The sequence below is a fragment of the Bacillus sp. FSL H8-0547 genome (genome assembly GCA_038002745.1).
In the GTDB taxonomy this organism is placed as follows: Bacteria; Bacillota; Bacilli; order Bacillales; family Bacillaceae; genus Bacillus_P.
The window spans coordinates 307,580-332,624 of record JBBODD010000001.1; the positions used below are offsets into that span (position 1 = coordinate 307,580).

The 25,045-nt window shown below is 44.1% G+C and carries 24 protein-coding genes; 5 read left to right on the plus strand and 19 right to left on the minus strand.

The annotated features are described in order from the left end of the window. Nucleotides 1–213: 213 nt before the first annotated feature. From MHB63_01585 to MHB63_01605, 5 genes are all read right to left on the minus strand, one after another. Complete coding sequence (locus MHB63_01585) at nt 214–306, minus strand: YjcZ family sporulation protein (GenBank protein ID MEK3805279.1); 93 nt, start codon at nt 304–306, stop codon at nt 214–216. A 133-nt stretch (nt 307–439) separates the two neighbouring features. Continuing rightward, nucleotides 440–985, minus strand: a complete 546-nt coding sequence (locus tag MHB63_01590; protein ID MEK3805280.1) for a PepSY domain-containing protein — start codon at nt 983–985, stop codon at nt 440–442. Nucleotides 986–1,143: 158 nt separating this feature from the next. After that, nucleotides 1,144–1,833, minus strand: a complete 690-nt coding sequence (locus tag MHB63_01595) for a PepSY domain-containing protein (protein ID MEK3805281.1) — start codon at nt 1,831–1,833, stop codon at nt 1,144–1,146. Nucleotides 1,834–1,887: 54 nt separating this feature from the next. Further along, nucleotides 1,888–3,246 carry an ATP-binding protein gene (locus MHB63_01600; protein ID MEK3805282.1) on the minus strand — a complete coding sequence of 453 codons (1,359 nt, stop codon included), beginning with the start codon at nt 3,244–3,246 and terminating at the stop codon, nt 1,888–1,890. After that, complete coding sequence (locus tag MHB63_01605) at nt 3,243–3,935, minus strand: response regulator transcription factor (protein ID MEK3805283.1); 693 nt, start codon at nt 3,933–3,935, stop codon at nt 3,243–3,245. The genes MHB63_01600 and MHB63_01605 overlap by 4 nt, the downstream gene beginning before the upstream one ends. 127 nt (nt 3,936–4,062) lie before the next feature. Here MHB63_01605 and MHB63_01610 point away from each other — a divergent pair, with 127 nt between their 5' ends. Then, nucleotides 4,063–4,884 carry a glycerophosphodiester phosphodiesterase family protein gene (locus tag MHB63_01610; protein ID MEK3805284.1) on the plus strand — a complete coding sequence of 274 codons (822 nt, stop codon included), beginning with the start codon at nt 4,063–4,065 and terminating at the stop codon, nt 4,882–4,884. A gap of 30 nt (nt 4,885–4,914) precedes the next feature. Here MHB63_01610 and MHB63_01615 read toward each other — a convergent pair whose 3' ends face one another. Beyond that, on the minus strand, nt 4,915–5,775 hold the full coding sequence (locus tag MHB63_01615; protein MEK3805285.1) for an STAS domain-containing protein: 861 nt from the start codon (nt 5,773–5,775) through the stop codon (nt 4,915–4,917). Between the two features lie 237 nt (nt 5,776–6,012). On the opposite strand from MHB63_01615, the gene MHB63_01620 reads away from it, so the two are divergent. Next, a complete protein-coding gene (locus MHB63_01620) occupies nt 6,013–6,642 on the plus strand; it encodes a YitT family protein (GenBank protein ID MEK3805286.1) in 630 nt (209 codons plus the stop codon). Between the two features lie 289 nt (nt 6,643–6,931). Here the strand turns inward: MHB63_01620 and MHB63_01625 are convergent, their stop codons facing one another. The 11 genes from MHB63_01625 to MHB63_01675 all read right to left on the minus strand — a co-directional run bounded on the left by MHB63_01625 (nt 6,932) and on the right by MHB63_01675 (nt 19,242). Then, nucleotides 6,932–7,537 (minus strand): chorismate mutase, encoded by a 606-nt coding sequence (locus tag MHB63_01625; GenBank protein ID MEK3805287.1) that lies wholly within the window; start codon nt 7,535–7,537, stop codon nt 6,932–6,934. A 33-nt stretch (nt 7,538–7,570) separates the two neighbouring features. Beyond that, nucleotides 7,571–8,089 (minus strand): GNAT family N-acetyltransferase, encoded by a 519-nt coding sequence (locus MHB63_01630; GenBank protein MEK3805288.1) that lies wholly within the window; start codon nt 8,087–8,089, stop codon nt 7,571–7,573. Nucleotides 8,090–8,886: 797 nt separating this feature from the next. After that, the gene (locus MHB63_01635; protein ID MEK3805289.1) at nt 8,887–10,095 is read right to left on the minus strand and encodes a DUF1343 domain-containing protein; all 1,209 of its coding nucleotides are present in this window, start codon (nt 10,093–10,095) and stop codon (nt 8,887–8,889) included. A gap of 56 nt (nt 10,096–10,151) precedes the next feature. Then, nucleotides 10,152–12,071 (minus strand): glycoside hydrolase family 3 protein, encoded by a 1,920-nt coding sequence (locus tag MHB63_01640; protein ID MEK3805290.1) that lies wholly within the window; start codon nt 12,069–12,071, stop codon nt 10,152–10,154. 19 nt (nt 12,072–12,090) lie between these two features. Continuing rightward, the gene (pbp4b, locus tag MHB63_01645) at nt 12,091–13,449 is read right to left on the minus strand and encodes a penicillin binding protein PBP4B (GenBank protein ID MEK3805291.1); all 1,359 of its coding nucleotides are present in this window, start codon (nt 13,447–13,449) and stop codon (nt 12,091–12,093) included. Nucleotides 13,450–13,477: 28 nt separating this feature from the next. Then, a complete protein-coding gene (locus MHB63_01650) occupies nt 13,478–14,488 on the minus strand; it encodes a MupG family TIM beta-alpha barrel fold protein (protein MEK3805292.1) in 1,011 nt (336 codons plus the stop codon). Beyond that, nucleotides 14,485–15,855 carry a PTS transporter subunit EIIC gene (locus MHB63_01655; GenBank protein MEK3805293.1) on the minus strand — a complete coding sequence of 457 codons (1,371 nt, stop codon included), beginning with the start codon at nt 15,853–15,855 and terminating at the stop codon, nt 14,485–14,487. The genes MHB63_01650 and MHB63_01655 overlap by 4 nt, the downstream gene beginning before the upstream one ends. A gap of 24 nt (nt 15,856–15,879) precedes the next feature. Beyond that, nucleotides 15,880–16,737 (minus strand): MurR/RpiR family transcriptional regulator, encoded by an 858-nt coding sequence (locus tag MHB63_01660; protein ID MEK3805294.1) that lies wholly within the window; start codon nt 16,735–16,737, stop codon nt 15,880–15,882. A 12-nt stretch (nt 16,738–16,749) separates the two neighbouring features. Then, nucleotides 16,750–17,658 (minus strand): N-acetylmuramic acid 6-phosphate etherase, encoded by a 909-nt coding sequence (gene murQ / locus MHB63_01665; protein ID MEK3805295.1) that lies wholly within the window; start codon nt 17,656–17,658, stop codon nt 16,750–16,752. Nucleotides 17,659–17,983: 325 nt separating this feature from the next. Beyond that, entirely contained in the window at nt 17,984–18,649 is a 666-nt protein-coding gene (locus MHB63_01670) for a VWA domain-containing protein (GenBank protein MEK3805296.1), read from the minus strand. A 14-nt stretch (nt 18,650–18,663) separates the two neighbouring features. Continuing rightward, nucleotides 18,664–19,242: a TerD family protein gene (locus tag MHB63_01675; protein ID MEK3805297.1), complete on the minus strand. Its 579-nt coding sequence runs from the start codon at nt 19,240–19,242 to the stop codon at nt 18,664–18,666. Nucleotides 19,243–19,417: 175 nt separating this feature from the next. Between MHB63_01675 and aldA the strand changes: the two genes are divergently transcribed. Then, nucleotides 19,418–20,866 (plus strand): aldehyde dehydrogenase, encoded by a 1,449-nt coding sequence (aldA, locus tag MHB63_01680; GenBank protein ID MEK3805298.1) that lies wholly within the window; start codon nt 19,418–19,420, stop codon nt 20,864–20,866. Nucleotides 20,867–20,951: 85 nt separating this feature from the next. Next, a complete protein-coding gene (locus tag MHB63_01685) occupies nt 20,952–21,419 on the plus strand; it encodes a hypothetical protein (GenBank protein MEK3805299.1) in 468 nt (155 codons plus the stop codon). Nucleotides 21,420–21,725: 306 nt separating this feature from the next. Here MHB63_01685 and MHB63_01690 read toward each other — a convergent pair whose 3' ends face one another. Next, the gene (locus tag MHB63_01690) at nt 21,726–22,466 is read right to left on the minus strand and encodes a TspO/MBR family protein (protein ID MEK3805300.1); all 741 of its coding nucleotides are present in this window, start codon (nt 22,464–22,466) and stop codon (nt 21,726–21,728) included. 189 nt (nt 22,467–22,655) lie between these two features. On the opposite strand from MHB63_01690, the gene MHB63_01695 reads away from it, so the two are divergent. Continuing rightward, nucleotides 22,656–23,597, plus strand: coding sequence for a S8 family peptidase (locus MHB63_01695; GenBank protein MEK3805301.1), 942 nt, complete (start codon nt 22,656–22,658; stop codon nt 23,595–23,597). Between the two features lie 72 nt (nt 23,598–23,669). Here MHB63_01695 and MHB63_01700 read toward each other — a convergent pair whose 3' ends face one another. Then, entirely contained in the window at nt 23,670–24,914 is a 1,245-nt protein-coding gene (locus MHB63_01700) for a helix-turn-helix domain-containing protein (GenBank protein MEK3805302.1), read from the minus strand. Nucleotides 24,915–25,045: the final 131 nt, after the last annotated feature.

Here is a 25,045-nt window from a genome sequence, read left to right on the forward strand (position 1 = left end):
CTTATGAGAAAAAATATCTTCTCATAGCATATCCTATTCAGCGTACAGGAGATTGCTATGTGGAATTTGTCCATTTTTAACAAATTCCGCCAAAAATCAGCAATTGCCTTTATGTGCAATGGAAATCCCCCGCACCGAAGCTGCCGCCTGTCAGAAAACATAAAAAGAAGCTGCTGATCTACTCATCAGCAGCTCCTCTTTATCATGTTCAGTTTAGTTAAAGTATGAAGCTCCAACAATGATCAAAAGAATAAACAATACAACCACTAGCGCAAAGCCATTTCCATAACCGCGTCCTTCAGACATGTCTCTTCCTCCATTTCACCTCTTATTCACTTTCCTTATCAAAATATGTAGAATGATAGAGATTGATATAGGACAAGAGTGGAGATTTGAGAAAATCCCTCAAACGCCCTTAGGGCACTTAAGGGAACTTGTATTAGTCTTCATCTTCCCATTCCGTTTTTACCGTTTCTCCGCTTTCAGCGGAAATTTCTACTTCAGCTTCTCTGCCGTCTTCTGCCATGATCTCAAACTTGTAGACAGCCTGGCCGTCATCACTTTCAAGCTCCGCTTCAGTGACCTCGCCTTTCACTTCTTTTAAAGCGATTTTTTTCGCCTCTTCCATCGTCACTTTAACCCTATCCTGATTTACCTTGGCGTCATCGCTGCTGTCACTATCCTCATGCATTTCTGTCACTTCACCGGTATCGGCGTTAATGGTAAAATCGTATTCTTTTCCTTTTGACTTCACTTCGGCTTCATAAACCCATCCTTCTGCCCCCTGCTCAAGCTCCATCTCTGAAATACTGCCTTTTTTCTCCTTCAGAACGATTTCTTTTGCTTTTTCATAGCTGATTTTCAAGTTTTGTTCTTCTGCTGTTTTTTCAGCCTGAGCTTTATCTCCAGGCGTGATAAACTGTGAACCTATGCCAATTCCTCCGACAAGTAAAGCCCCAGTTAGAATAGCTGCTGTTTTTTTCATCTGAATTCCTCCTTGATTTGTATACATTTATCCTACATCTGAAAAATGATAAACAAGAGAGAGAAAGATTAGAAATTGATGAGAAATTGATTAGGTTCTGGTGTAAATTCATATTCGCGATAAAAAAAAAGAACCTTTTGCGTACAAAAGGTTCACTTTTAATCTTCAACAGATATGGAAAGGACAGCGCCTGTAAAAGCATCGACTTGAACGGTTGTCTCATTCTCGCCATTTTCAATTTCAATCTCGTAATAAAGCCTGCCGTCCTCTTCTTCAAGGTCAAGATCACCAACCTCACCCTTTGCTTCTTTCCTTGCAATTTCAATCGCCTGTTCTTCTGTCAGCTTCACCTTCGGATTGTTTGAACCTATTGTTTTCCGGTCTTCAGATAGTATCTTCCCGCTGGACGCATCCATCTTCAGCGAAATTTCATCCTTGCCGGTTACAAGCCGGATGCTGTATGCCTGTTCCGATTCAACGTAGGACAATGATTCTATCTTTCCTTGATAGTGCTCCTCAGCGATTTTTTTCGCTTCTGTCTTTGTAACTGAAACGCTTCTTTTCTCATCAAGATCTTTCATTTTTTTCAGTTCCATAATTTTTCCGGCCTCAGCATCTACGGACAGCGAGTACAAGGCTCCCTTTTCCTCAAGTTCGGCAATGAAAAGATGCTCTCCGTCTGCTCGTGACTCTTCGAGTGAAGTGATTGTTCCAGAGTACTGGCTGTTAACAAGGGCTCTTGCCTCTGCTTCAGTGAGAGGCTCATCCTTGAAAAAAACAAAAACAGCCAGTGATGCTGCACCTGCTAAAAGAACCAAAATTATCAGCACCGTCCACTTGTTTGGCATGAGCTCCCCCCTTATGTGAATATACGTTCAGCATAACCCGCAAACATTAAAACTTCATGAGAAAGCAGGCAAATACACATGAACTTCTGTCCCCTGTCCTTCTGAACTGTCAATGCGGATCTCGCCGTCATGTGCAGTGACAATTTTCCGGGCAATCGACAGGCCAAGCCCAGTTCCTCCAGTTCCTCTTGTACGTGCTTTATCCACTCTGAAAAACCGGTCAAAAACAAAAGGGAGATCTTCTTTGGGGATGCCGATCCCGCGGTCACTGATGCATAAATGAATCATGTGCCCCTTTTGATCTATTGTGCATTCAATTTCTTCTTCACTGTATTTAAAGGCATTATCAAATAAGATAAACAGCAGCTGTTTCAGCTTTAATTCATCTGCAAACACCATTACTTCCGGCTTGAAAAAGTGATAGACCACCCTTCTTTGATACACCTGTTCCAGGCTTTTCCCTGTTTGTCGGCATAGAGCTGCTGCATCTGTCCTTTTCGTTTCAGCCTGCATGTGTGCATCATTTTCTGCAAGCAGGAGGAGCTGCGCTGTCATCTCTTTCATTCTTACCGCTTCGGAATAAATGGCTTCTACTGCTTCTTCAAGCACTTCGGGCTTTTTAGAGCCCCATCGTTTCAGCAGGTTAGCGTAGCTTTCAATGACAGTCAGGGGAGTCTTCAGTTCATGACTTGCATCAGACACAAACTGCTGCTGTTTTTCAAAATTCGTCTGAATCAGCCCGATCATTTTATTGAACGTTTCGGTCATTTGATGAAGTTCATCTTTTTTTGAACCGCTGTTTGTCTCTATTTTTTTAAACGTTTCTTTCTTTTGAATTTCTTCCATCGTTTGTATTAGCGTGTGGATGGGTTTCAGGATGATTCTGCTTAATGTGCTGCCAGCTGCAAAGATCGGCAGCAGCATAAAAAGCGAAGCCAGAGCAAGGACGACCTTCAGCCGGTCCATATCTTCATCAACATGCGAGAGGTTTTCTGTCACCTCAAGCTGGACAACTTCTCCGTCCGTCCAGATGAGAGGAATGGCCGCCCTGGAGAAGGTATCACCACCGGATTTGACAGTGCCGCTTATTTCAGAAGCTGAGTAATCCGGATCAAAATCTGAACGGTATTCTCCTTTTTTAGAAACAGTGGCAAACTGCCTGGACGACTCATCAATGATTCGGATCATTCCATCTGCCGGTAAATACGCTCTTAAAAGATTCGTTGTGTTCATCGTTCTGCCGTCTTCTTCCTTCAAAGCTGCTGCAACGGCATGAGCCTGATTCTCGGTTCGTTCAACCTCGCGATCAAGAGTGATTGTTAAAAAAAGAAAATAGATGGCCGCATGAATGCCAAGGACAATAATCAGCATCCATACCGTTGAAAAAAGCTGGATTTTATGGCTGATTTTCATTCTGCAGGCTCCTTGATGGAATACCCGACTCCTCTTGAAGTGTGGATGAGAGGCTGATGATAGCTGCTGTCGATTTTCTTCCTCAGATAACGTATGTACACATCAACAACATTTGTGTCGCCGTAGTAATCAAATCCCCACACTGCGTTTAGAATCTGCTCCCTGTTTAAAACCTGATTTTTATGTGAAAGCAAGTACACAAGAAGATCGAATTCACGCGGCGTTAATTCAATTGAGTCATCACCTCGTGTTACGTCCCTCGTTTTTATGTTCACCATAAGATTTCCCGCCTTTAGAATGTCTGCTTCCTTCAGAACATTTGCAGGCTTCGCTGCACGAAGGCACACTCTGATCCTTGCAAGGAGTTCTTCAATCTGAAAAGGCTTTGTTATATAATCATTTGCTCCCTGATCAAGTCCGCTCACTTTATCCGGCAGGGTATCACGGGCTGTCAAAAGAATTACCGGTGTTTGTCCATCCTGTGCCCTGAGCCGTCTCAGCACTTCTAAACCAGTAACCCCGGGCAGCATGACATCAAGAAGGATGCAGTCCCATGAAGAAGAACGGATTTCCTCGAGCGCTTCAAGGCCGTCATGTACAGAATGGACGCTGTACCCTTCAAATTCCAGCTCAAGCTTCAGAACACGCGCAATTTTCACTTCATCTTCCACGACCAGAATTTTTTCCATACTAACTCCCCTGTATTTTTTACTTGCAGTATATCACAGTTCCATGATAACTCTTACCGTCCAGCTGGCAAACATTCCTAAACTGGGGTACTATAAAAAGACAAGCTTGAACGGGAGGGACAGATTTATGGAAACAATTGTGATTGCTGCTGCAGTCATTTTACTGGCAGTTATTTATTTCATAAAAAAGACTTCACACCGCGGGCAAGCAAAATCAATGCTGACAATTGCCCACAGGGGAGCTTCGGGATATGCACCCGAGAACACCCTGGCATCCTTTGACAAGGCGATGGACATGAAAGCCGACTTTATCGAAATTGATCTCCAGCTGAGCAAAGACGGAAGACTGATGGTGATTCACGACGATTCTGTCGAGCGGACAACAAACGGCAAAGGCAATGTACGCGACTTGACCAGCCAGGAACTTCAGGCTCTGGATGCAGGGAGCTGGTTTGATCCCGTTTTTGCAGGAGAGCGCATCCCAACGTTTGATGAAGTTCTCGACCGGTATCCTCAAAAATGCGGATTGCTGATTGAACTCAAAAGCCCTGCCCTTTATCCAGGAATTGAGCAGAAAGTCTATGACGCCCTTGCAAGCAGGGGGCTCATTGAAAACCGGGAACCCAAAATCATCGTTCAGTCGTTTGATACAAATTCAATGAAACTGTTCCATGATATCGCGCCAACTGTTCCAATTGGCGTACTTGTAAAATTCACACCAAAGGGCATATCAAATGCTCAGCTGGAAGCGTTCAAAAAATATGCTAACTATGTAAATCCAAACAAACGTCTGGTGACAAAGAAGCTGATTTCCCGTATTCACGCACATGACATGAAAATCATTCCCTACACCATACGTGACAGAAGATCTGCAAATGCGTTTCTTCAGCTTGATCTGGACGGCATTACAACCGATTTTCCGGATTATATAAAACCAGCAAAAGCATGAAGCCGCGGCTTCATGCTTTTAAAGTTACACTTATTTGCGGTTCAGAGAAAAGCCGATATGACTTAAAACCCCCTCGACATCTCCTCCAATCAGGACATTATCCAAATCAAGATTCAGCTGAACAGCCTTCATCGCAAGATCCGGCCGAATCCCTGTCAGGGCAGGTGTCACCCCGATCAGCTCAAGCATTCTGACAAGGTTAAGCAAATGAAAGCTCACATCGTCATTTATTTGAAGAATCCCTGATAAGTCGATGATCAGGTAGCTTAATGACAAATCTGCACTTGAGGTAAGTGCCGTATGTATAATCTTTTCTGCACGGTATTCGCTGATATCACCAATGATCGGAAGAATAGCCACCCCTTTGGTGATCGGGACAATCGGAGCTGACAAGTGAATGATCTCTTTGTTCGCCCGGTCAAGCTCAAGTACATACGAAAGCAGGGTTGCCATCGTTTCAAAGAGCTCAACATGCTTATCTGTAAAAGGAAAAGACCTTGTATCGAGTCCGCATATTGTTCCGTAATTCTCTCCGTTTTCATAGTAAATCGGAATACCGATAAAACATCCTCCGCCTAAATCTTTCGTCACATCCAGATCTTTCGTCAAGCTGCTGCCTGCCAAATCGGGAATAATCAGAACCTCTCTCCCCTGATCGACGCTCAGCTTGCAGAATGTTTCCCTGAATGGAAGCTCAGAGCCCTCCTCGAGGAGTACTGAATCCTGATTCAAAACCTTCACAATTTCATTATGCTGCTGATCATTTTTTGCAATAAATAAGGTGTTAATTTCAATGAACTTGCTCATCATTTGAAGAATGCTTTCAGAAGCTTCATCAAAATTTGAAAATTTCTTTATCGGCTTGCTCAAACCTAAAAGCGTGTCTGTCACTTCTGTTCACCAGCCCTTCTGAAGGTCGTCGTTTGTTTGTGCCCGTCCCACATAACCTATAACCAATACCCATTGCATTAACCAATCAAACATGATTTTTGACTATTTATCAGGCCCGTGTGCGTGCAGTTAACCAATCAATTTTCATAACATTTCCATTTTTCAATAACAAATGGTTTTCGGATATCTTCATGTATAATGAATTTTATCATCTATAGAAGGAGTCGTACGGAAAGCATGCACATTGTTATTCGCTGGATCAGCATCATCACCGGCTGTTTTGCCGTGTCGCTCGGCGTTCACCTGCTTTCATCCTCAGAGCTTGTCATCGGCGGAACTGCAGGGATGGGAATCATAGCACAGCACCTTACAGCTTACTCATTTGGAACTCTGTTTTTTGTCATTAACTTGCCTTTTTATGCACTTGCCGTCACACAGCTGGGCATAGCCTTTACCCTAAGGACGTTTATCAGCGTCAGCATCTTGTCCATCACCTCAGAATTTCTGCAGCAATCATTCATTGTCCATTTTCCTCACCCTGCCATCGCAGCCATACTTGGAGGAATCTCCATCGGAATCGGTCTGATCTTCTTATTCAGAAACGGGTCGTCACTTGGCGGCATGAACATTCTCTGTATTTTTCTCGAGAAGAAATTTGGATTTAACCCAGGCAGAACGATGCTTATCACCGACCTGATGATCGTCGGATCAGCGCTGCTTGTTTTCGGTCCCCTGCAAATTGTCTACTCAGCCATTGCCATCTTCGTCATGACGGCAATTCTTGGAAGATACCATAAAAAAGCTCCGCTTGAGCGTGAAAGCGGTCATGCTGAAGCAGAAGAGAACAGCGTTTCGGCAACAGCGTGAAAAACAAAAAAGGAACCGGGTTTTATTCCGATTCCTTTTTTGTTCATCCAAACAGCCACTGATAAATAATAACTCCAGCAATGCTCCCAAAGACTATGAACCCCCCTATTGTCGGACTCCCGTAAAAGGTCCGGTTCCAGGCATCGTTCCTCACCTTTGTTTTTTCATCTTCACTATTCACCGAATTACTCCTACCTCCTATTAAAGGATATATTATTATATGTTTAAGAAGGTTGGACTACATTCAATGCACAGCTTTCAATAAAATTTCCAGGAAGCGGCTATCATTTTACTCCAAGTTAAATTCGATAATTGAGTTTGCGGGAACTCCTGTATACGGCTCGCTGTATTCTTTAAATTTAAAGGTAGTTCCTGAAAGATCATCAGGCAATGGAGGGGAAACTGTAAACTGATAAGCGAGATGTCCGTCTGATCCGCCTCCGCCTTTTATACGGCAGTCATATGCTTCATCAATATACAACTCCCAGTATCTATGCATATGCATGCGTTCTTCCATCTCCATGCTCGTCAATTCCCAGTCAATTTGAAAAGAGACAACACTGGCATTTTCATATTGCCTGATAAATGGAATTGTATATAAAAACTCTCCTTTTTCGGCAGTTTTTAATACTTGGACGTTTTTAATAAAACCTTGAGGCACTACCGGAGGGCGGCATTCATCTTCATTTCTCAGCAAACCGAACAAAGCTTCCAACAAATCTTCATATATATCATATTGTTTTGCCCATGAAGAAATCATCTCCTGTGGAGGAAATACCGGATTCTTGTTTGCAGCTTTCCTTCTTTCAATAAGCAACTGGCATATTCGTTCATCTATCTGCTGGATATTTTCAAAATAGTAATGGTCGGAACTATTATTTTGAAGTCTTTTCAAATGTATCCCACCGCCTTATTAATAATTGTCCGCCTACTTATATAATATCCTCGGATTTTCCTTTTGGCTGCATGACTCCAAAGCATACAGCGACTGCTGTGCCCCAAAGCGCAGCAGTTTGCGTTCAAGCTTCATGCCGATCTTCTCAAGCATTTTGCAAGATGCCAGATTGGCTGTCTGCGTTTCAGCAAGGATCACCGGAAGATTCATCTCTTCGAAAGCATACGTTATCACGGCACGGACTATTTCAGAAGCATACCCCGCTCCCCACCATTTCGGCAGGAACTGATAGGAGATTTCGGTATGCACGCCTTCATGGTGAACATCAAGAGAGACAGTACCCATGAACTGCTGCGTCATTTTTTCCCTTACAACCCAATAAGGCAGCTGGCCTTCTGCGACCTTTACAGCTTCAATCATTGGTGCAAGCGACTCTTCATCGCGCACTCCTCCAAGATATTTGCGCACTTCCGGATTTAAATAGAGCTGTTTTACTTCTTCTAAATCTGTTATTCGGATTCGAAACGCCTGACACCTCTTCGATTCAATCAACATGTCCACCGCTTTTCCAATTTATTCTTGCTACCATACGAGATACTGATGAAAAAATAAAAAGCAAAAAGCAAGAAGATGGAATGAATCGCGGCTGCCCCTGTGCATTTCCTTATTTTATGCTGCCTTCTTTTTCTTTCTTTCGCGTTATGGTTGCTGCAATGCCTTCCTATTTACCTGATTGCTTATAATAAGTCTCGCTTTCAGCACCGTTAAAGAGGAACATCATTTACTTATCTAAAACATTCTCTGTATTCCATATATATCCTGCATCCTGTTGTTATTTATTTGGATTGCAGCTGAATCGGAGTTTAAACAGAATGTGCTTTCACACGTAGGATTCACTCTGTTGCTTACCCCCCCAGATCGTTTTACGGTTTTGCAGGGTATGATTCCGGCTTTTGCTTACCCTCCCTAACCGGTTTTTCGCTCTTGCTGGGTACGATTCACACTTTTGCTTACCCTCCCTAACCGGTTTTTCGCTCTTGCTGGGTACGATTCACACTTTTGCTTACCCTCCCTAACCGGTTTTTCGCTCTTGCTGGGTACGATTCACACTTTTGCTTACCCTCCCTAACCGGTTTTTCGCTCTTGCTGGGTACGATTCACACTTTTGCTTACCCTCCCTAACCGGTTTTTCGCTCTTGCTGGGTACGATTCCGGCTTTTGCTTACCCTCCCTAACCGGTTTTCGCTCTTGCTGGGTACGATTCCGGCTTTTGCTTACCCTCCCTAACCGTTTTAAATGCTGGAGGGCAACAAAAAAGATGAAATCCGAAGATTCCATCCTTTTTGTGCTTACTTATAAATCAAATATTCTTTTCGTACTTTTTTGAATGCATCAAGGTCTTTTTTGTATTTGTCTGTGATATCAGAGACAGCTGCTCCTTCAAGTATCATCGGTCTTGTCCATGTGTTGCCGATCAGCTTGTCGAAGAAATTGTTTGACAAGAACTGAAAATCTTCCGGATACATGTCATGGACGGTTTTGATGATGTGCAGGCCGGTTGGCACGGCATCAAATTCTTCTCTGTCGGTCACATAGACTTCTACTCCGTGGCTGAGTTTGCCTGCATGTTTAGAGAACATCGGTGTAAATGATGCAGCCCGGAATTTCACGCCCGGCAGGCTGAGTGCGTTCAGCTCCGCAGCAAGGTCTGTGCTGTTAATGAATGGTGCTCCAATCAGCTCAAACGGTTTTGTAGTACCGCGTCCTTCAGACAGGTTTGTTCCTTCAATCAGACCTGTTGCAGGATAGACAAATGCTGTAGAGACAGTCGGCATGTTTGGCGAAGGCAGAACAAACGGAAGGCCCGTGTCATCATAATCCATGGAGCGTTTCCAGCCTTTCATTTTCACGACTGTGAGATCGGCTCCAATGTTGAATTCTTCATTAAAGAGAGAAGCAAGCTCTCCAACCGTCATGCCGTGCTTGGTCGGAATCGGGTAAAGTCCGATAAAGGACGAAGCTTCAGGTTCAAGGACAGGTCCGTCGACACTGTCCCCTCCCTGCGGATTCGGGCGGTCGAGCACGACTATCGGAATGTTGTTTTCTTTTGCTGCTTCCATGGCATAAGCCATTGTGTAAATGTATGTGTAGTAGCGCGTTCCGACATCCTGGATGTCAAAAAGAAGAATCTCTACGTTCTCGAGCATTTCAGGAGTCGGTTTTTTCGTCGCTCCATACAGGCTGTAAACAGGCAGCCCTGTTTTTTCATCAATGTAAAACTCGACGTACGATCCGGCCTGAGCATCGCCTCTGACACCGTGCTCAGGGCCGAAAAGGGCCGTAAGTTCGATTTCAGGATCGTTATGCAGCTGGTCAACGATGCTGTTCAGTTTTGAATCAATTCCCGTCGGATTTGTAATCAGCCCGACTTTTTTACCTTTAAGAAGTTCTTTCTCATCCTTCAGCAATACTTCAACACCCGGTGTGACTTTGTTTTTCTTTTTCTCTTTATGGGCAGAAACATCTTTTTCAGCCGGCCACGCACTGAGTGCAAGCATCAGTACCGTTATGAGCACAAGTATTCGTTTCATTTCAGCCTCTCCCTTACATCAGATTATTTAAGCTGTTTGCCTGAGCGGATGTCCAGTCCGTATCCGAACGGATACAGCGTTTCTTCTGGATTTGTGACGGATGGAATGTCGACAGGAAGCTTACCTTTTGGATTTGACTCTCCGAAAATTGTTCTGATTCCGGCCGGGATGTTTGGCTGTCTGTATGCGCCGTTTGAATAGCCTTTGAAGCCGTAAACGGCCATGACAGCTTTTGCTTCTTCAAAATTTGCTGCGTCATACGGATTGCGCAGGCTCATAAGAACAAAATCTTTGCCTTTTGACTGTGCATCTTTCATGACTGCTCTCGGGAAAGCTGTTGCCCATTTGCTTGAATCCTGAACCGAGTCGTCAATGACGCCGTCGTTTACAGCAGGGTCGTTTTTCACCACATAGGAACCGGTGATGATATAGTCAGCCTGATCAATCATCGCAGCTGTTTCAGGACCGAATGTTTTTCCCGAGAAAGCATAGCCTGAGACTTCAACATCTTTTTTCTTGCCTTTTAATTCTTTGATGCTGCGTGTCATCGCTTCTACTTGATCTGCAAACGGTGCAAGCACCAATACTTTTTCGCCTTTTTTCGGCTTGAAAGGAAGTGTTTTGTCTTCATTTTTCAAAAGTGTGACAGCATCTTCTGCCATTTTCTTTTCTTTTTTCAGGTGATCTTTGTTTCCGACCACTTCAAGTGCATTTTCTACTTTTTCCTCAATTGGAGTTGAATCAGGTGTTAAGATGCCGCGTTTTTCCTTCAGTTTAAGAATGCGCTCAACAGATGCATTCACCTGCTCAATCGGAAGTTCCCCTTCTGAGATTGCTTCTTTCACAGCATTGAAGACAGATGCGAGATTTTGTTCCATATCAAGAGAATTTACCTGTGCAGGCATTAATGCGATATCCACACCGGATTTCAGTGCAAGAACAACAGCTTCTTCCTGACCGAAGTTGTCAGCGATGGCTTTCATGTTCAACGCATCCGTAATAATGACGCCGTTAAAGCCCATTTCTTCGCGAAGCAGTCCTGTAAGAACTTTTTTGGAAAGGGTTGCCGGAACTAAAATTTCCTGACCGTCTTTTTTGCTGATGTACGTTGTATCGTCAAATGCCGGGAATTGAACATGAGCCGTCATGACCATGTCAACGCCTTCATCAATGGCTTTTTGGAATGGAGCGAGCTCCACGGCACGAAGCCTTTCTTTGTCATGCGTCACGATAGGAAGTCCGTAATGGCTGTCTGTCGCTGTATCGCCATGTCCCGGGAAATGCTTTGTTGTTGCAGCCATGTTCTGGCTTTGCAGTCCTTTAATTGTCTGAATGCCGAGCTTTGAAACAAGTTCTGGATTGGAACTGAACGAACGGACGCCGATTACCGGATTCCCCGGATTATTGTTCACATCAACCGACGGACCAAAGTTAACGTTCACTCCGAGAGAGGAAAGTTCTTTGCCGACAATTTCACCGGTTTGATAGGCATATTTTTCACTTCTTGCAGCACCAAGTGCCATATTGCCCGGAAGGTTTGTCCCTGTCTGAAGACGTGTGACAATCCCGCCTTCCTGATCGATTGTAATGAAGAGCGGAATATCAGGGCTTGCCTGCTGAAGGCCGTCCGTTAACCGTGCTGTCTGTTCGGTCCCGACAACGTTTTCTGCGAAAAGAATCACTCCGCCAAGGTGATATTTCTGAATGATGCCGCCGACTTCATCGTTCATAACCGTGAAGCCTGTCGCTTTGCTTTCCCCTTCTTTTTTCCAGTTGCGGAAATCAGGCATCAGCATCTGTCCGATTTTTTCATCAACGGACATATTTTCTACAATGGCTTTCACATCTGTTTCTGCCGAAGCTTTTGCCGGCTTGATTCCGGCTAAAGCTGATACTGACAGGACCGCTGCAAGAGCGGCGGATATCCATTTCTTTTTCCCCATGTTACCCATCCCCTTATTTTTAATTGGTTTCCATAGCTTCATAAACAGCGGTTACTACACTTCCATAGCTGCCTGTTGTAAACAGATCGCCGAAGAATTGGTTGGAATTGGCAGCCGGATTCACAAGCGGAGAGTGCTTTTTATTTGTTAAAAGAACGATGCCAAGGTCATACTCAGGATCAATGATCGTGACAGTGCCTGTCCAGCCTGTATGACCATATGCGCTGTCGCTTGCATATTCGCTGAACATCCAGTCCATGCTGTCGTTTCCATTTAATCTCCACCCGAGTCCGTACGTTCCATTCATGTCAGAAGGCTCTACGAATTCTTCAATAACCTCTCTGTCAAAAAGCTTCTCGTTTCCATAGCCTCCACCATTAAGCATCACTTGAAGAAGAACGGCAAGGTCCTGTGTGGTTGAAAACAAACCTGCGTGTCCTGATACACCTTCCATAGAATAGAAGGCTTTTTCATCATGAACTTCCCCCTGAAGCGTATATGTTCTGATGTTCGGGAAGCTGATGATGCCGTCACGGGTGTTGCCCATCAGTTCTGTTGCTGCGATTTCCTTCTGTTTAAACCCTTTTTGCAGCGGATTAAAGACTGTATCCTTCAATTTCAAAGGCTTGTACAATTCGTTTTCAACGTATTGATCAAGCTTTTGTCCGGTAATTTTTTCAACGATTGTGCCAAGAAGCATATAATCTACATCGCTGTAAATATTCTTTGTTCCCGGTTCATATGTAAGAGGCGTCTTGTTGATATTGGCGATTGTTTTTTCCCGCTCCTGCGAATACAGTTCCTTTGATACTGCAGGGTTATGATATTGCGGGTCAGGCTTAAATCCTGCTGTGTGATGGAGGACATCTATAATGCGCATCGTATCTTTGCCTTTTATCACATCAGACTCTGAATCCTTAAATTCCGGAATGTACGTTTGAACTTTGTCGTAGACATCCAGTTTTCCTTCGCTTGCCAGTTTTTGAAGAGCAAAGTTTGCAGCATACATTTTTGTATTGGAGGCGAGGTCAAATAATGTATCGTTCTCCATCTTCAAGAATTTCTTGAGCGGTGTATGTCCATCAAATTTTTGTTTGTAGCCGTAGCTTTCATTTTTTACGATTTTGCCGTCTTTTATGACAATCAGAGCGGCTCCGGGAAACCCGGCTGCGACTTCTTTTTCAATCAGCTGGTCTACTTTTTCAAGTTTTTCAGAAGAGAAACCCGCTTCTTCAGGTTTTTTTGCTTTCGTCAGAACTGTGTACTCGGTTTTAGCTTTAGGCGAGGCTTTTTCAGCGATTTCTGCAAACGATGCTGATGGTGCGATAATCGATAGAGCAAGAACTGAACTAAGTGCGCTGGCTGTCCATTTTTTCATACGTTTCCCCTTTGTTTTCCGTATTTTTTTAAACCGCGTCGATCTTCACTTTTTGACCGGACAGGGCAAGATTCAAAAGCGGCAAATCCTCATCTATCACTCTCCCGATGACATTCACTCTTTCATCTGCCGCTAACACCCGCCTGCAAATCTGGACTTCTCCCCTGTAGCGGCCGTATCCGCTGTTATCCATCGTAATCATTCCTATTTGCCGTTCGATCGTATTGCATGGTTTTACCTCTTCAGCCAATCGCGTATCTTTTAGTCTGAAAACATCTCTTGATGCATCTGGCCGAAACTGATAAAAGCCGCCTGTAAACTGGTCTGAAAGTATCCTTAGAGTGAGAATATTCTGTTTTTTATAAAGAGATAATTTTTCAATCAGGCTGTCTTCTGTACCCGGGTCGCCTATATAGACGTGATTGACCTTTAGAAGCAGTTCGACACCGGCTGCATAGGAGGATATGTTTCTATGTTTCTCTAAAGTTGGCAGTCCATCATACAGCGGTCCTCTTTTTGTCCCTGCACCTGGAATGAAAGCTGCTGTCTCAATGCCGTATTTTCTGAACAGCTCATTTTGAGAATGAAAGAATTCTTCGTCTAAACCGGTTTCTCTTCTCGGATAGAAATTGTGCCATGCGATGATTTTTTGAGGTTCCAAGCCGTTTTCAAGCAAAGCTGAAAGCTCAGACTCTGTGACTGTGCTCGCATTAATAGAGAGGGAAAAAACGGATGAAAGTGACTTAATCGCTGCTTCATCGAATCCGTCGTCTAGTCTGATTCCCCTGACTCCAAATGCAGAAAGCTCTTCGAATTTATGTATGTCAAGATGCTTTAGTGTGGAAGGTGATACATCGGCCTGGATCTCAATGTCATGTTTTTCTGCAAGTTCCAGCAGCTCTTTTGCCCTCTGCTTCAGGTTTCCCTCTTCTTCAGGAATGTGAAGCGAGGTAAACGCCCGCTTCACGCCTGATGCTGCCGCATGCAGAATCTGCTGTTCTGCATGCGGGTCCTGAAGATAAAATGATATGCCGATCACTTGAACTCAGCTGCCATTTCGTCTTTAAATCCGAATAGATACGTAAAGATGAAACCTGCAGCGTAAGAGATGGCGAGTCCGGCAAGGTAAAGAATAATCTGGTTTGTGTGGACCAGGAATGTCAGCGGCAGGCCGGATACACCGACTGCAATTGTCGCAATATCAAAGTGGGCCTGGAAGGCTCCCCCTACTCCTGCTCCAAGACATGCTGTCAGGAACGGACGGCCAAGAGGCAGTGTGACACCGAAGATCAGCGGTTCGCCGATTCCGAGCATTCCTGATGGAAGGCCGCCGCCAATTGCGCGCTTAAGGCTTTTCTTCTTTGTTTTAAAGTAGATGGCAAAGGCTGCCCCTACCTGACCTGCGCCTCCCATTGCAAGAATCGGAAGAAGCGGATCATCGCCGATTGAATTTATCAGCTCAAGATGTACAGGTGTCAGACCCTGATGAAGGCCTGTTACAACAAGCGGAAGGAACGTAGCTCCAAGTACAAAGCCGGCTACTACTCCTCCAAGATCAAGTACGCTGAGAAGTCCTTTTGTGATCGTATCCGATACAAAACCTCCAACAGGCATGAATACGATATAAGTTACGATCCCTGTAATTAAAAGTGCAATTGTAGGTGTAATAATAATATCAAGAGACTGAGGAACAAATTTGCGCACCTGCTTTTCAACGAAAGCGATAAAGATGGCAGCGAAAAGGACTCCGATTAAGCCGCCGCGTCCTGGAAGAAGATTCTCGCCGAACAGGGCAATATCGCCAACTGCAGGGTTAATGACCAGAATTCCTGCGAGTGCGCCAAGCGCCGGCGAACCGCCAAATTCTTTTGCCGCGTTTGTACCGACTAAAATTCCAAGGTAAGCGAACAGTCCTGAACCGATAACCGTTAAAATAATGGCCAGCTGCGAATCGGCTGCAAGCCACTCTGCCTGAACAACCGCTTTCGTAATACCGGTAATCAAACCGGAGGCGACAAGTGCCGGAATCAGCGGAATGAAGATGCTTGCAATTCTTCTGAGAAACAGTTTAAACGGCTTTGCATTTTTTTTATCAATTTCGGATTTGTTTTTCGATGCGGCATCCTTTAAGTCGAATCCATCCGCTGCTGCAAGCAGCTTTTCAAACTCGGCCGAAACTTTGTTGACAGCTCCGGGTCCAAGGATAATCTGAATCGTCTCTTCCTCTACAACCCCAAGAACACCGTCTGTTTTTTTAATGGCATCCATATTTACTTTTGATTTGTCATGCGGAGAAACTCTCAGCCTCGTCATGCAGTGTGTAGAAGCACTGACGTTTCCTGCTCCTCCAAGATGCTCAAGCAGCTGCTCGGCAATGAGTAAGTTTCTGTTATTCCCCTTAGCCATCCTGTAATCCCCCTTTTGTAGTGCCTATTTCATTTTTTCTGTCATTGATTTGATCGCCGCTCTTGTATTGTCAATATATTGAACGGTCTTATCATACTGCTCGGTCGCCATTCCGAGGAACAAAATATCAATCATATACAGCTGCGCAAGCCGTGATGACGTCGCAGCACTCCTGAAAGGAGCTTCATTTGAGAAAGAAGTATGAAGCGAGACATCGCTGAGTGAGGAAACGGTTGTCTGCCCGAAATGGGTAAGTCCAATCGTTTTCACTCCTCTTTCTCTTGCAAGTTTCATCACATTGACGATTTCCTTCGTTTCACCCGAAAACGAAATGGCGAAAAGCACATCGTCCGGCTGTGCATTTGCTATCAATGTTGCAACAAGATGCATATCTGTAAAGGCAGTTGCTCCTTTGTTGATGCGGATCAGCTTTTGCTGGGCATCCTGCGCGACGATGTTTGATGCGCCTACCCCGCAGAAGTGAACGTTTTTCGCCTTCATGAGCATGCTGATTGCCATTTTCAGATTATCATGATCAATGATTTCCGCTGTATCTCTTATAATCTGAATCGTATTGCTTGTCGTTTTCTCAACAACTCTGTAAAGAGATTCACCAGGCTCAATATCACGGTAGCCTTGTTCAACAGACTTCATCAGGTCGCCGGCAATTCTCATTTTCAGGTCCTGAAATCCTTTGAGTCCAAGTGATTTGCAGAGCCTGACAACAGCTGCGCCGCTTGACTTTGCAGATGTGCTGAGTTCGCTTACAGTGCTGTTTACCACTTCATGCGGGTGTTTGAGAATATATTCGGCAAGCTTTTGTTCAGATTGCGGCAGCTTGGAAAGCATCGTTTGGATAATGGAGAGAGCTCCGGTTGTCATAGCTTCCGCTCCTTATCCTTCATGAAGTGAGATGGCTTTTCGGACATCTCCGTCTGCGCGAAGCAATAAATCAGATGCTTCGTCATACGCGACTTTCGCTTTAATCATCACAATGGACGGCTTTACTTTAAGCTCCGCTTTTTCAAGTGTCTCTTTAGCCGTCTCGTAATCTGCTCCAGTTAACGTCTGAATAATGCTGACAGCCCGTTCTTTAAGCTTGTAGTTGCTCACATTCACATCAACCATCAGATTTTCATACACTTTTCCGATTTTGATCATGGATGCTGTTGAGATCATGTTTAAAACCATCTTGTGGGCAGTAGCCGCTTTCATTCTTGTTGAACCCGTTACAACTTCAGGGCCTACAATCACTTCTATGCCGACTTCCGCTGCCTCCGAAATTTTCGCATCTTTGTTGCATGAAAGAGCGACTGTTTTAGCCCCGATGCTTTTAGCATATTGAAGGCCTCCGTAAACATATGGCGTTCTTCCGCTTGCGGCAATGCCTATTACCGTATCATTAGCTGTAAGCTGGATGGATTTTAAATCATTCACTCCAAAATCTTCTCTGTCTTCTGCTCCTTCTACCGCTTTAACGAAAGCACGTTCCCCCCCGGCAATCAGTCCAATGACTGTATCCGGAGATGTACTGAAGGTTGGCGGGCATTCGACAGCGTCGAGGACTCCGAGCCTGCCGCTTGTGCCTGCGCCAATATAAATGATTCTTCCTCCCTTTTTCAGAGATTCATAGGCAAACTCTACGGCCGCCTTCACTTCAGGAAGCACCTCTTGCACTGCCACCGCTACTTTCATATCCTCGTTATTCATGATTGAGAGGATTTCAAGCGTGCTTGCGCTGTCAATCTTCATTGTTTGTTCATTTCTCAATTCTGTCGTTAATGAACGCAGCTGTTTTTCCATAAAAGGATGTTGCCTCCTAACAAAATTCTTACTATTCAGTATATTTTAACCTAAACATAATTTCAATTTAAACTTAATTATTTTGAAATTACATTTCAGATTATACGTCCATGATAGCGCTTTTATGACCAGACAGCAAGAGGTGCCGGCCTGTTTTTTAAATTGTAAATTATGTAAAAGTCCGCTTTTTTCGGGTCATTTGATTCATTTATTGAGAACCTTGCATGAAAAAAGATTGGTTTCTTTGCCGCTTTTCTCATGCAAACAGGAAAAAGGAATGATTTTTCAAAAAAAGGCCACAGGATTACGCCCTGTGGCCTCAAATTTACAATACTCGTTTGCCCTTTGCTTCTCTGATCCAGTCCGGAAACTCATTCAGCAAGCGGTCATACAGCTCTTCATCTGTCATTGCATCGATGTTCTGCACATGGAAGAAGTTTGCGTTGTCGATGAACCTGCCTTCCATGGTGTCAAGATTTTCAAGCACTTTAAAATTGGAATCTCCAATCCCGACAAACTGCCAGAAAAGCGGCTTATCAGAAGATGAGACAACCGGTTTTTTAATGGTGCTTTTGCAGCCTCCGTCGTTGATAAAAACGATAAACGCAGGATCTCTGCTTGGCTCTTCCTTTAAATATTTTGTCATGACATCAAACATGACCGGCGGTTCATCGTTGCGCCCGAATTTATGTATAGAATCGTTAAAGAGAATCTCCCTGTTTACATAGTTTTCGAAATCTCTTTCTGTGACTGAAGGAAGTCTTGTAAATTCATTGTCGTACACCCAGACGTCAAGCATCCCGTCATCATCAAACTGGCTTGCCACTGCAAGAATTCTCTCAACTACTTTTTGCACGGTTCCATCCTTGTAGAGGGTCCGCATTGAACCGGAAATATCAAGAACAAGGCCTACCCGGGCGACGACTCCGGTGAGCTTTTTCTTCTCAAGTACGATTCCTGCTGTTTTTTTCATCAAATTGATCGAGCTCATTTTAAAGTCTCCTCTCAGACATCAAGTCCATAGTTTCGGCATAACGCACCAAGTCCTCCGGAGAAACCGCTGCCGATGGCATTGAACTTCCAGTCCTGGCCGTGCTTGTACAATTCGCAGACGACAACTGCTGTTTCTACCGAAAAGTCTTCTCCTAGATCATAGCGGAGAACTTCCTCAGAGGTGTCGGCATTCACAACACGTACAAATGCGTTTGAAACCTGTCCGAAATTCTGGCTTCGTGCATCTGCGTCATGGATGGTTACGGTAATACCTATTTTCTCAACATGGGACGGCATCAGGGAAAAATCGATGATCATCTGCTCATCATCTCCGTCTCCTTCACCTGTTCGGTTGTCGCCAGTATGTTCGACTGCCCCGTCCGGACTCTTCAGATTGTTGTAAAAAATAAATTCGTGATCGTTTTGAACCTTTCCGCCTGCATTTGCCATAAATGCCGAGGCATCCAAATCAAAATCTCTGCCGCCTGAATATTTATTCGTATCCCAGCCCAGTCCGATTATGACTTTTGTTAATCCCGGATTTGTCTTTGTAAGATCGATGCGCTGACCTTTTGATAAAGAAATTGACAAGTAAATCACCCCTAAAAGTATTTTCCAATAAAGGAATTCCGCTTCTATTGTACTACGAATCTAACACAATAAAGTTTCAATTTCCATTTTTTCGCTGCACATTCCCCGTGCTGATGATGTTTAAAGAAAAAGCGTGAGTGGAACAGTTTAGAAGAATGATAGAAGGAGGCCAATCATGAAGACACATAAATTATATATTAATGGTGAATACATCGATTCAACATCAAAGGAAACAATTGAGGTCGTCAATCCGGCGACAGAGGAAGTCATTTCGTCCATTTTTGCAGGAACAGAGGAAGATGCAAATAAGGCAATTGAAGCAGCTTTTGAAGCACAGAAGAAATGGGAAAAGGTTCCCTCAGCAGAAAGAGGGAAAATTGTAAGAGCTCTTGGAGACAGAGTAAAAGACCGCCGCGATACCTTTATAGAGCTGCTGATGGAAGAACAGGGCAAGCCTTATGAACAGGCCAGCGGAGAAATCGACACGGCCATTGATTATTTTTACTATATGTCCGAATGGGCAAGGCGAATAGAGGGAGAAATTATCCCAAGCGACCGGGCGAACGAGAACATTCTGATGTTCAGAAAGCCGATAGGGGTTGTGGCAGGAATTGTTCCCTGGAACTTCCCGGTCTTTATACTGGCAAGAAAGGTCGCAACCGCTCTGATTACAGGATGCTCAATCGTCCTTAAGCCAAGTCAGCAGACACCAAATACGGCGGCAGAATTCACAAAAATCATCGATGAAATGAAGGATATTCCGACGGGAGTATATAATTTCATCACCGGTAAAGGTTCAACAATCGGCAATGTGATGGCCTCCCACCCGAAAGTCGGCATCATTACCATGACAGGAAGTGTAAAAGCAGGAACAAAGGTGATGGAAGCCGCTGCTAAAAACATTACCAAGGTCAACCTTGAGCTTGGAGGAAAAGCACCTGCCATCGTTACGAAGCATGCCAATTTGGATACTGCCGTTAAGAGCATCAAAACATCGAGAATCACAAATTCCGGACAGGCCTGCACAAATGCTGAACGTGTGTATGTTCATGAAGACGTAGCTGAGGAATTCATTGAGAAGATGACGCAGGCAATGAAGGATACGAAGGTTGGAATGCCTTCAGACAGGGAGTCTGAAATGGGACCTCTCGTCAGTATGGATCGTCTGGAAACGGTAGAAAAAATGGTTCAGAACGCTGTTGCGGCAGGTGCTAAAATTCTTACAGGCGGCAAACGGGCAGAGATGACTTCAGGTTTCTTTTATGAACCTACAGTCATTACGAACGTGAGTCAGGACTCAGAAATCATTCAGGAAGAGATCTTCGGTCCGGTGCTCCCGATTATGACCTACAAAACCCTTGATGAAGCCATTGAGCTTGCAAATGATTCAGATTTTGGTCTTTCATCTTCCATCTATACAGATAATGTCCATGAAGCCATGCGGGCTGCCAATGAACTGAAGTTCGGCGAGACCTTCATAAACCGTGAAAATTTCGAAGCCATTCAAGGCTATCATGCCGGCCTACGCAAATCAGGGCTTGGCGGAGCTGACGGCAAACACGGGATTGAGGACTTTACCGTCACACACGCTGTTTACATGCAGTATGACGACAAAAAAGCATAACAAAAAAACGTTCAGGCAATTGCCTGGACGTTTTTTCATAATTCCTCCCCCATTCGAGCATGATGAATAACAGGAGGGATTTTTTGTGACTTATTCAAAACCGATCAGAATCATCATTCTTATTCTCTCATGGGGAAGCCTGTTTTTATTAAAGCCAGCTTCTATCCTTCGCTTTTCTCCTGCCTCTTTTCTGGTCTCATTGCTTTTGGCAGTTGAGACAATGATTGCAGGACCTTATCAGCTGTGGACAATTAAAGGCGGCAGAAAGAACCGCTTATGGGGAGATCTGAGCTTTATATTCGGCCCGTTCATTTCAGGAACCCTCTGGATATTCCACCTTACATACGGAAGATTTTGGAGGTTTATGCTGCTCAATGCGGCCATGGATTTCCTATTGGCCTATCCTCTGACTTACCTTTTCGAAAAAACAGGTTTATATAAGCTTAAGAAATTAAATAAGCACAGCCTCTTTGCACTTTCCGTTTCCTATGCTGCTCTGAATTATGGCTATCAGAAGATACTGGAAGGAAGTTTTAAAAAAGAATCATCATAGGGACTTGGACAAAACATGTTATTTAGAATAGTCGGGAAGTTCAATTGAAGAAACGTAAAAACGATGCTGCTTTACGGCATGGCGCCACTAATCCGAGTGATGCCGCTAATGAGGTTCTTTTTTTAAAAAAATGCGCCACTCTCCCTAATCACGCCACTATTTAGGTTTCTTTTCCGATAAAAGTGACAGCTCTATCCCGATTGATGCGTCTTTTTCTAATCCTTTAATATAAAAAAACACCGAACCAGTATACCCTGGTTCGGTGTTTTTCATTGCTGAAATTGTTAGGTCTCAGCATCACTTTCTTTATTTCCGAAGCTTCTGAATGAGTTTTAACAGAACAGCCGCTGCAATCACAATCACGGTTATGACAACGGTTCTTTTTATGGCGGCCGGATCCTGCATAACATATATGGCAATATACGCCCAGATGAAGACAAGCGGATAATAGACATCATCATTTTTAAATGTAAACAAGACGGCCAGCACGGCGCCGACAATCAGCATAATAACTGCCCAGGCAAGCTCGTTCAAGCCAAGGAATGACTCGATGCCCGCCGTATAAAAGAAAATGAAAAAGTTTACGATTGTTGCAACTGAAATCCAACCTAGATAAATCGAAAACGGTGTTCTCATCAGCCATTTCCGTTCTGGAAGACGCTGAATGCGTGTATACACGACAATCAGGGAAATCAGCAGTGCCAGCATGACAAGCAGCGAGACCGGAAACAGTTCATAATGGAAAGCAAATAGCCATAGGCTGTTAAAGATGCAGCTAAGGAAAAACCAAATGCCAATCTTCGCATAGTTCATGCGTTCTTCTTCATTCACAAAAAATTGTCTTGCCGTCCAAATTCCAAGCAGCAGGTAAATCAGTCCCCAGATGGAAAATGCATAGCCTGCAGGCGTGAATAAAACCGGAATACTGTCAGACACTTCAGCTGATGTCTGTCCATTTAGCGGCAGGGCATTTGCGAGATAGTTAACGACAATGACGAGAACATATCCCGCCGCATTCAGAAGGGCAAAACCGGAAAATCTCTTCATGATGACCTCCTCCTTTTCACAATTAGTGTATTTTGCTTGTCTTTTTTTCATACCCTTTATTAGTCAAATTAAAATAATCAAAACACATTTGGGAATTTTGAACGAGTCATGAGTTTCTTCTGATCATTCATCATGCTTTTGCTCACGCTATCATATATCTAAAGCATTACGAGTAAAGGAGAGGGAGAGATGAGAGGACAAGTAAGGCTGCTCCCCCATAAATATGGTCCGATCGTTAAAAATGTGAAAACCAATTCAGAAGGTGTTCAAATGATCCAAGCCCCAAAGCTTTGGGAAAAGGGAATCCGCGGAAGGGGCATCACCATCGCAGTGCTCGATACCGGCTGTGACATCAATCACCCTGATCTGCGCGGCAATATAGCAGGCGCGCGGAATTTTACGACCGATGACAATGGGGACCAAAACCGGGTGACTGATTACCACGGCCACGGTACTCATGTCGCAGGAACAATAGCCGCATCAAAATATGTGGGTGTTGCCCCGCAGGCAAAAATTCTCGTTGTAAAAGTACTCGCAGGAGACACGGGAAGCGGTGAGTACGACTGGATTGTAAAAGGCATTCTTTACGCCATTGAACAGAAAGTGGATGTTATTTCCATGTCACTTGGAGGACCGTCTGATCATTCTGAGCTTCGCAAAGCGGTAAAAAAAGCCGCTGCGAATCAGATTTCCATCGTCTGTGCTGCGGGAAATGAAGGAGACCAGGACGGCGGAACATCGGAATATTCTTATCCAGGCTCATATAATGAAGTGATTTCGGTTGGCTCAGTTGGATTTAACAGGGTGTCTTCCCCTTTTTCCAATTCAAACAATGAACTGGATTTAGTTGCACCGGGTGAGCGGATTGTTTCTACTATACCCGGAGGTGAATATGCTGCATTCAGCGGGACTTCTATGGCCACCCCGCACGTTTCAGGTGCACTTGCTTTAATAAAAGAGCTTGAAGAAAAAGAATTTGACAGGACGCTGACTGAAGCTGAAGTTTACGCTCAGCTGATTAAGCGCACGGTTCCGCATGGCAATCCAAAAACGCTGGAAGGCAATGGGCTGCTCTACTTGACAGCGCCTGACCTGCTCCGCGAAGCCGCCGAAGGAGCTTCAGAAGAATAAGAAAGAGCCATCATCCGCATAAGATGATGGCTCTTTTTGTATGATCTCAAGTACTCATCTGAAAAAATCCGCTCAAACAAATTGATTGTTCCTCCTGAACTTCTCTATAAGCGCTTTAGCGAAGTCATTAGCCTTTATCAAATCGCCCTTTTCCATGTAATAATCAAACAGCAATAAACCGTAATGCTGTGCCGGAAGAACATATCCAAGTTCTTTAAAATGCGGATAGGCATGATTTTCTATGTACTCATAGTAGGATTCGATTTCCCCGTTTATTTTGAATAGGTGCATCGTAAAGAAATGAATAAAAGTCCGATTGTCGTCTTTTTCGGCGAGTGACAGACCCTTTTCTGCAAGGGCTGCCAGTTCTTCCTTCTTTGTCAGCCCCTCTTTGGACAGAGCATTCACATATCCTTCAAAAGAACCAAGGTAATTGGGATCTCCGGGCTGCCGTTTATCGGCAGATTTTTTGTAGTATTCTGCAGCAGCTGTAAATTCCCCCTGCCTGAGCTGATGATATCCGAAATTATGGTGCAGCAGCGCCTGCTGATGATCCAGCCCGTAATCTCCTGACATCTCTATGAGACGCTGATATTCTTTGTTTTGAAAAACAGCATCATCTGATTGCTCCAGCTGAATCAGCATAAGCATTTCCGTTTCAATTATTCGTGACAGGCTTCTGTTTTCTGTAAAGAACTGCAGGGCTTTACCCGCATAAAAATACGCAAGGACATTCGAATGGATGGAATGGTAAGCCAGTGCCAGGTCGTAATAATATTCACGGTTAGAATATTCTGCAAGATTAATTTCTTTTAACACGGCAATTGCTTTAAAGTAGTCATTCTGGGCTCTCAAATGATAATTCCCCTGGATATGCAGCAGAAGATTTTGTTCATATGGGGACAGGCCGCTCCAAAGGCGCATCTCGTTTAAAAGGGCACCTGCTTCTTCATTTTTAGAAGATGAAAGATAGTATCTGGCTAAAATAAGCGTATATGTACGGTGAAAGTCCTGAATCTGAAGCAGGCGGCTGCTTTCCAGCTGCTGTTTAACCGCTTCGGTTTTTGAATGGCTTTTGTGGATGATGGCTTCATGCCATTCATTAAGAAGTTTTTTAATCTTATGGTAGTTCTCAATTTCTGATTCGATGCTGATCCCAAGCCGCTCGCAGAGCAGTTGAATGGTTTCTTTCGATACCTCTGTCAGCCCGCGTTCTATTTTGCTGATGTGCGTTGCTGAACAGATTGCATCCCCAAGGTCCTTTTGCTTAATGTTGTAGAGTTCACGGTAAAATTTTATGATTTTCCCTTCCAGCATGGTGTGTCATCCCCCTAAGCATCTCTATAAAATTATTATAACGGCATGCCCAATTGATTGGTTCGTGTTCAGGAAGAATATTTTTTTTGACACCAAAAATACCCCCGGCAGCCCGGAGGTATTCATTTTCA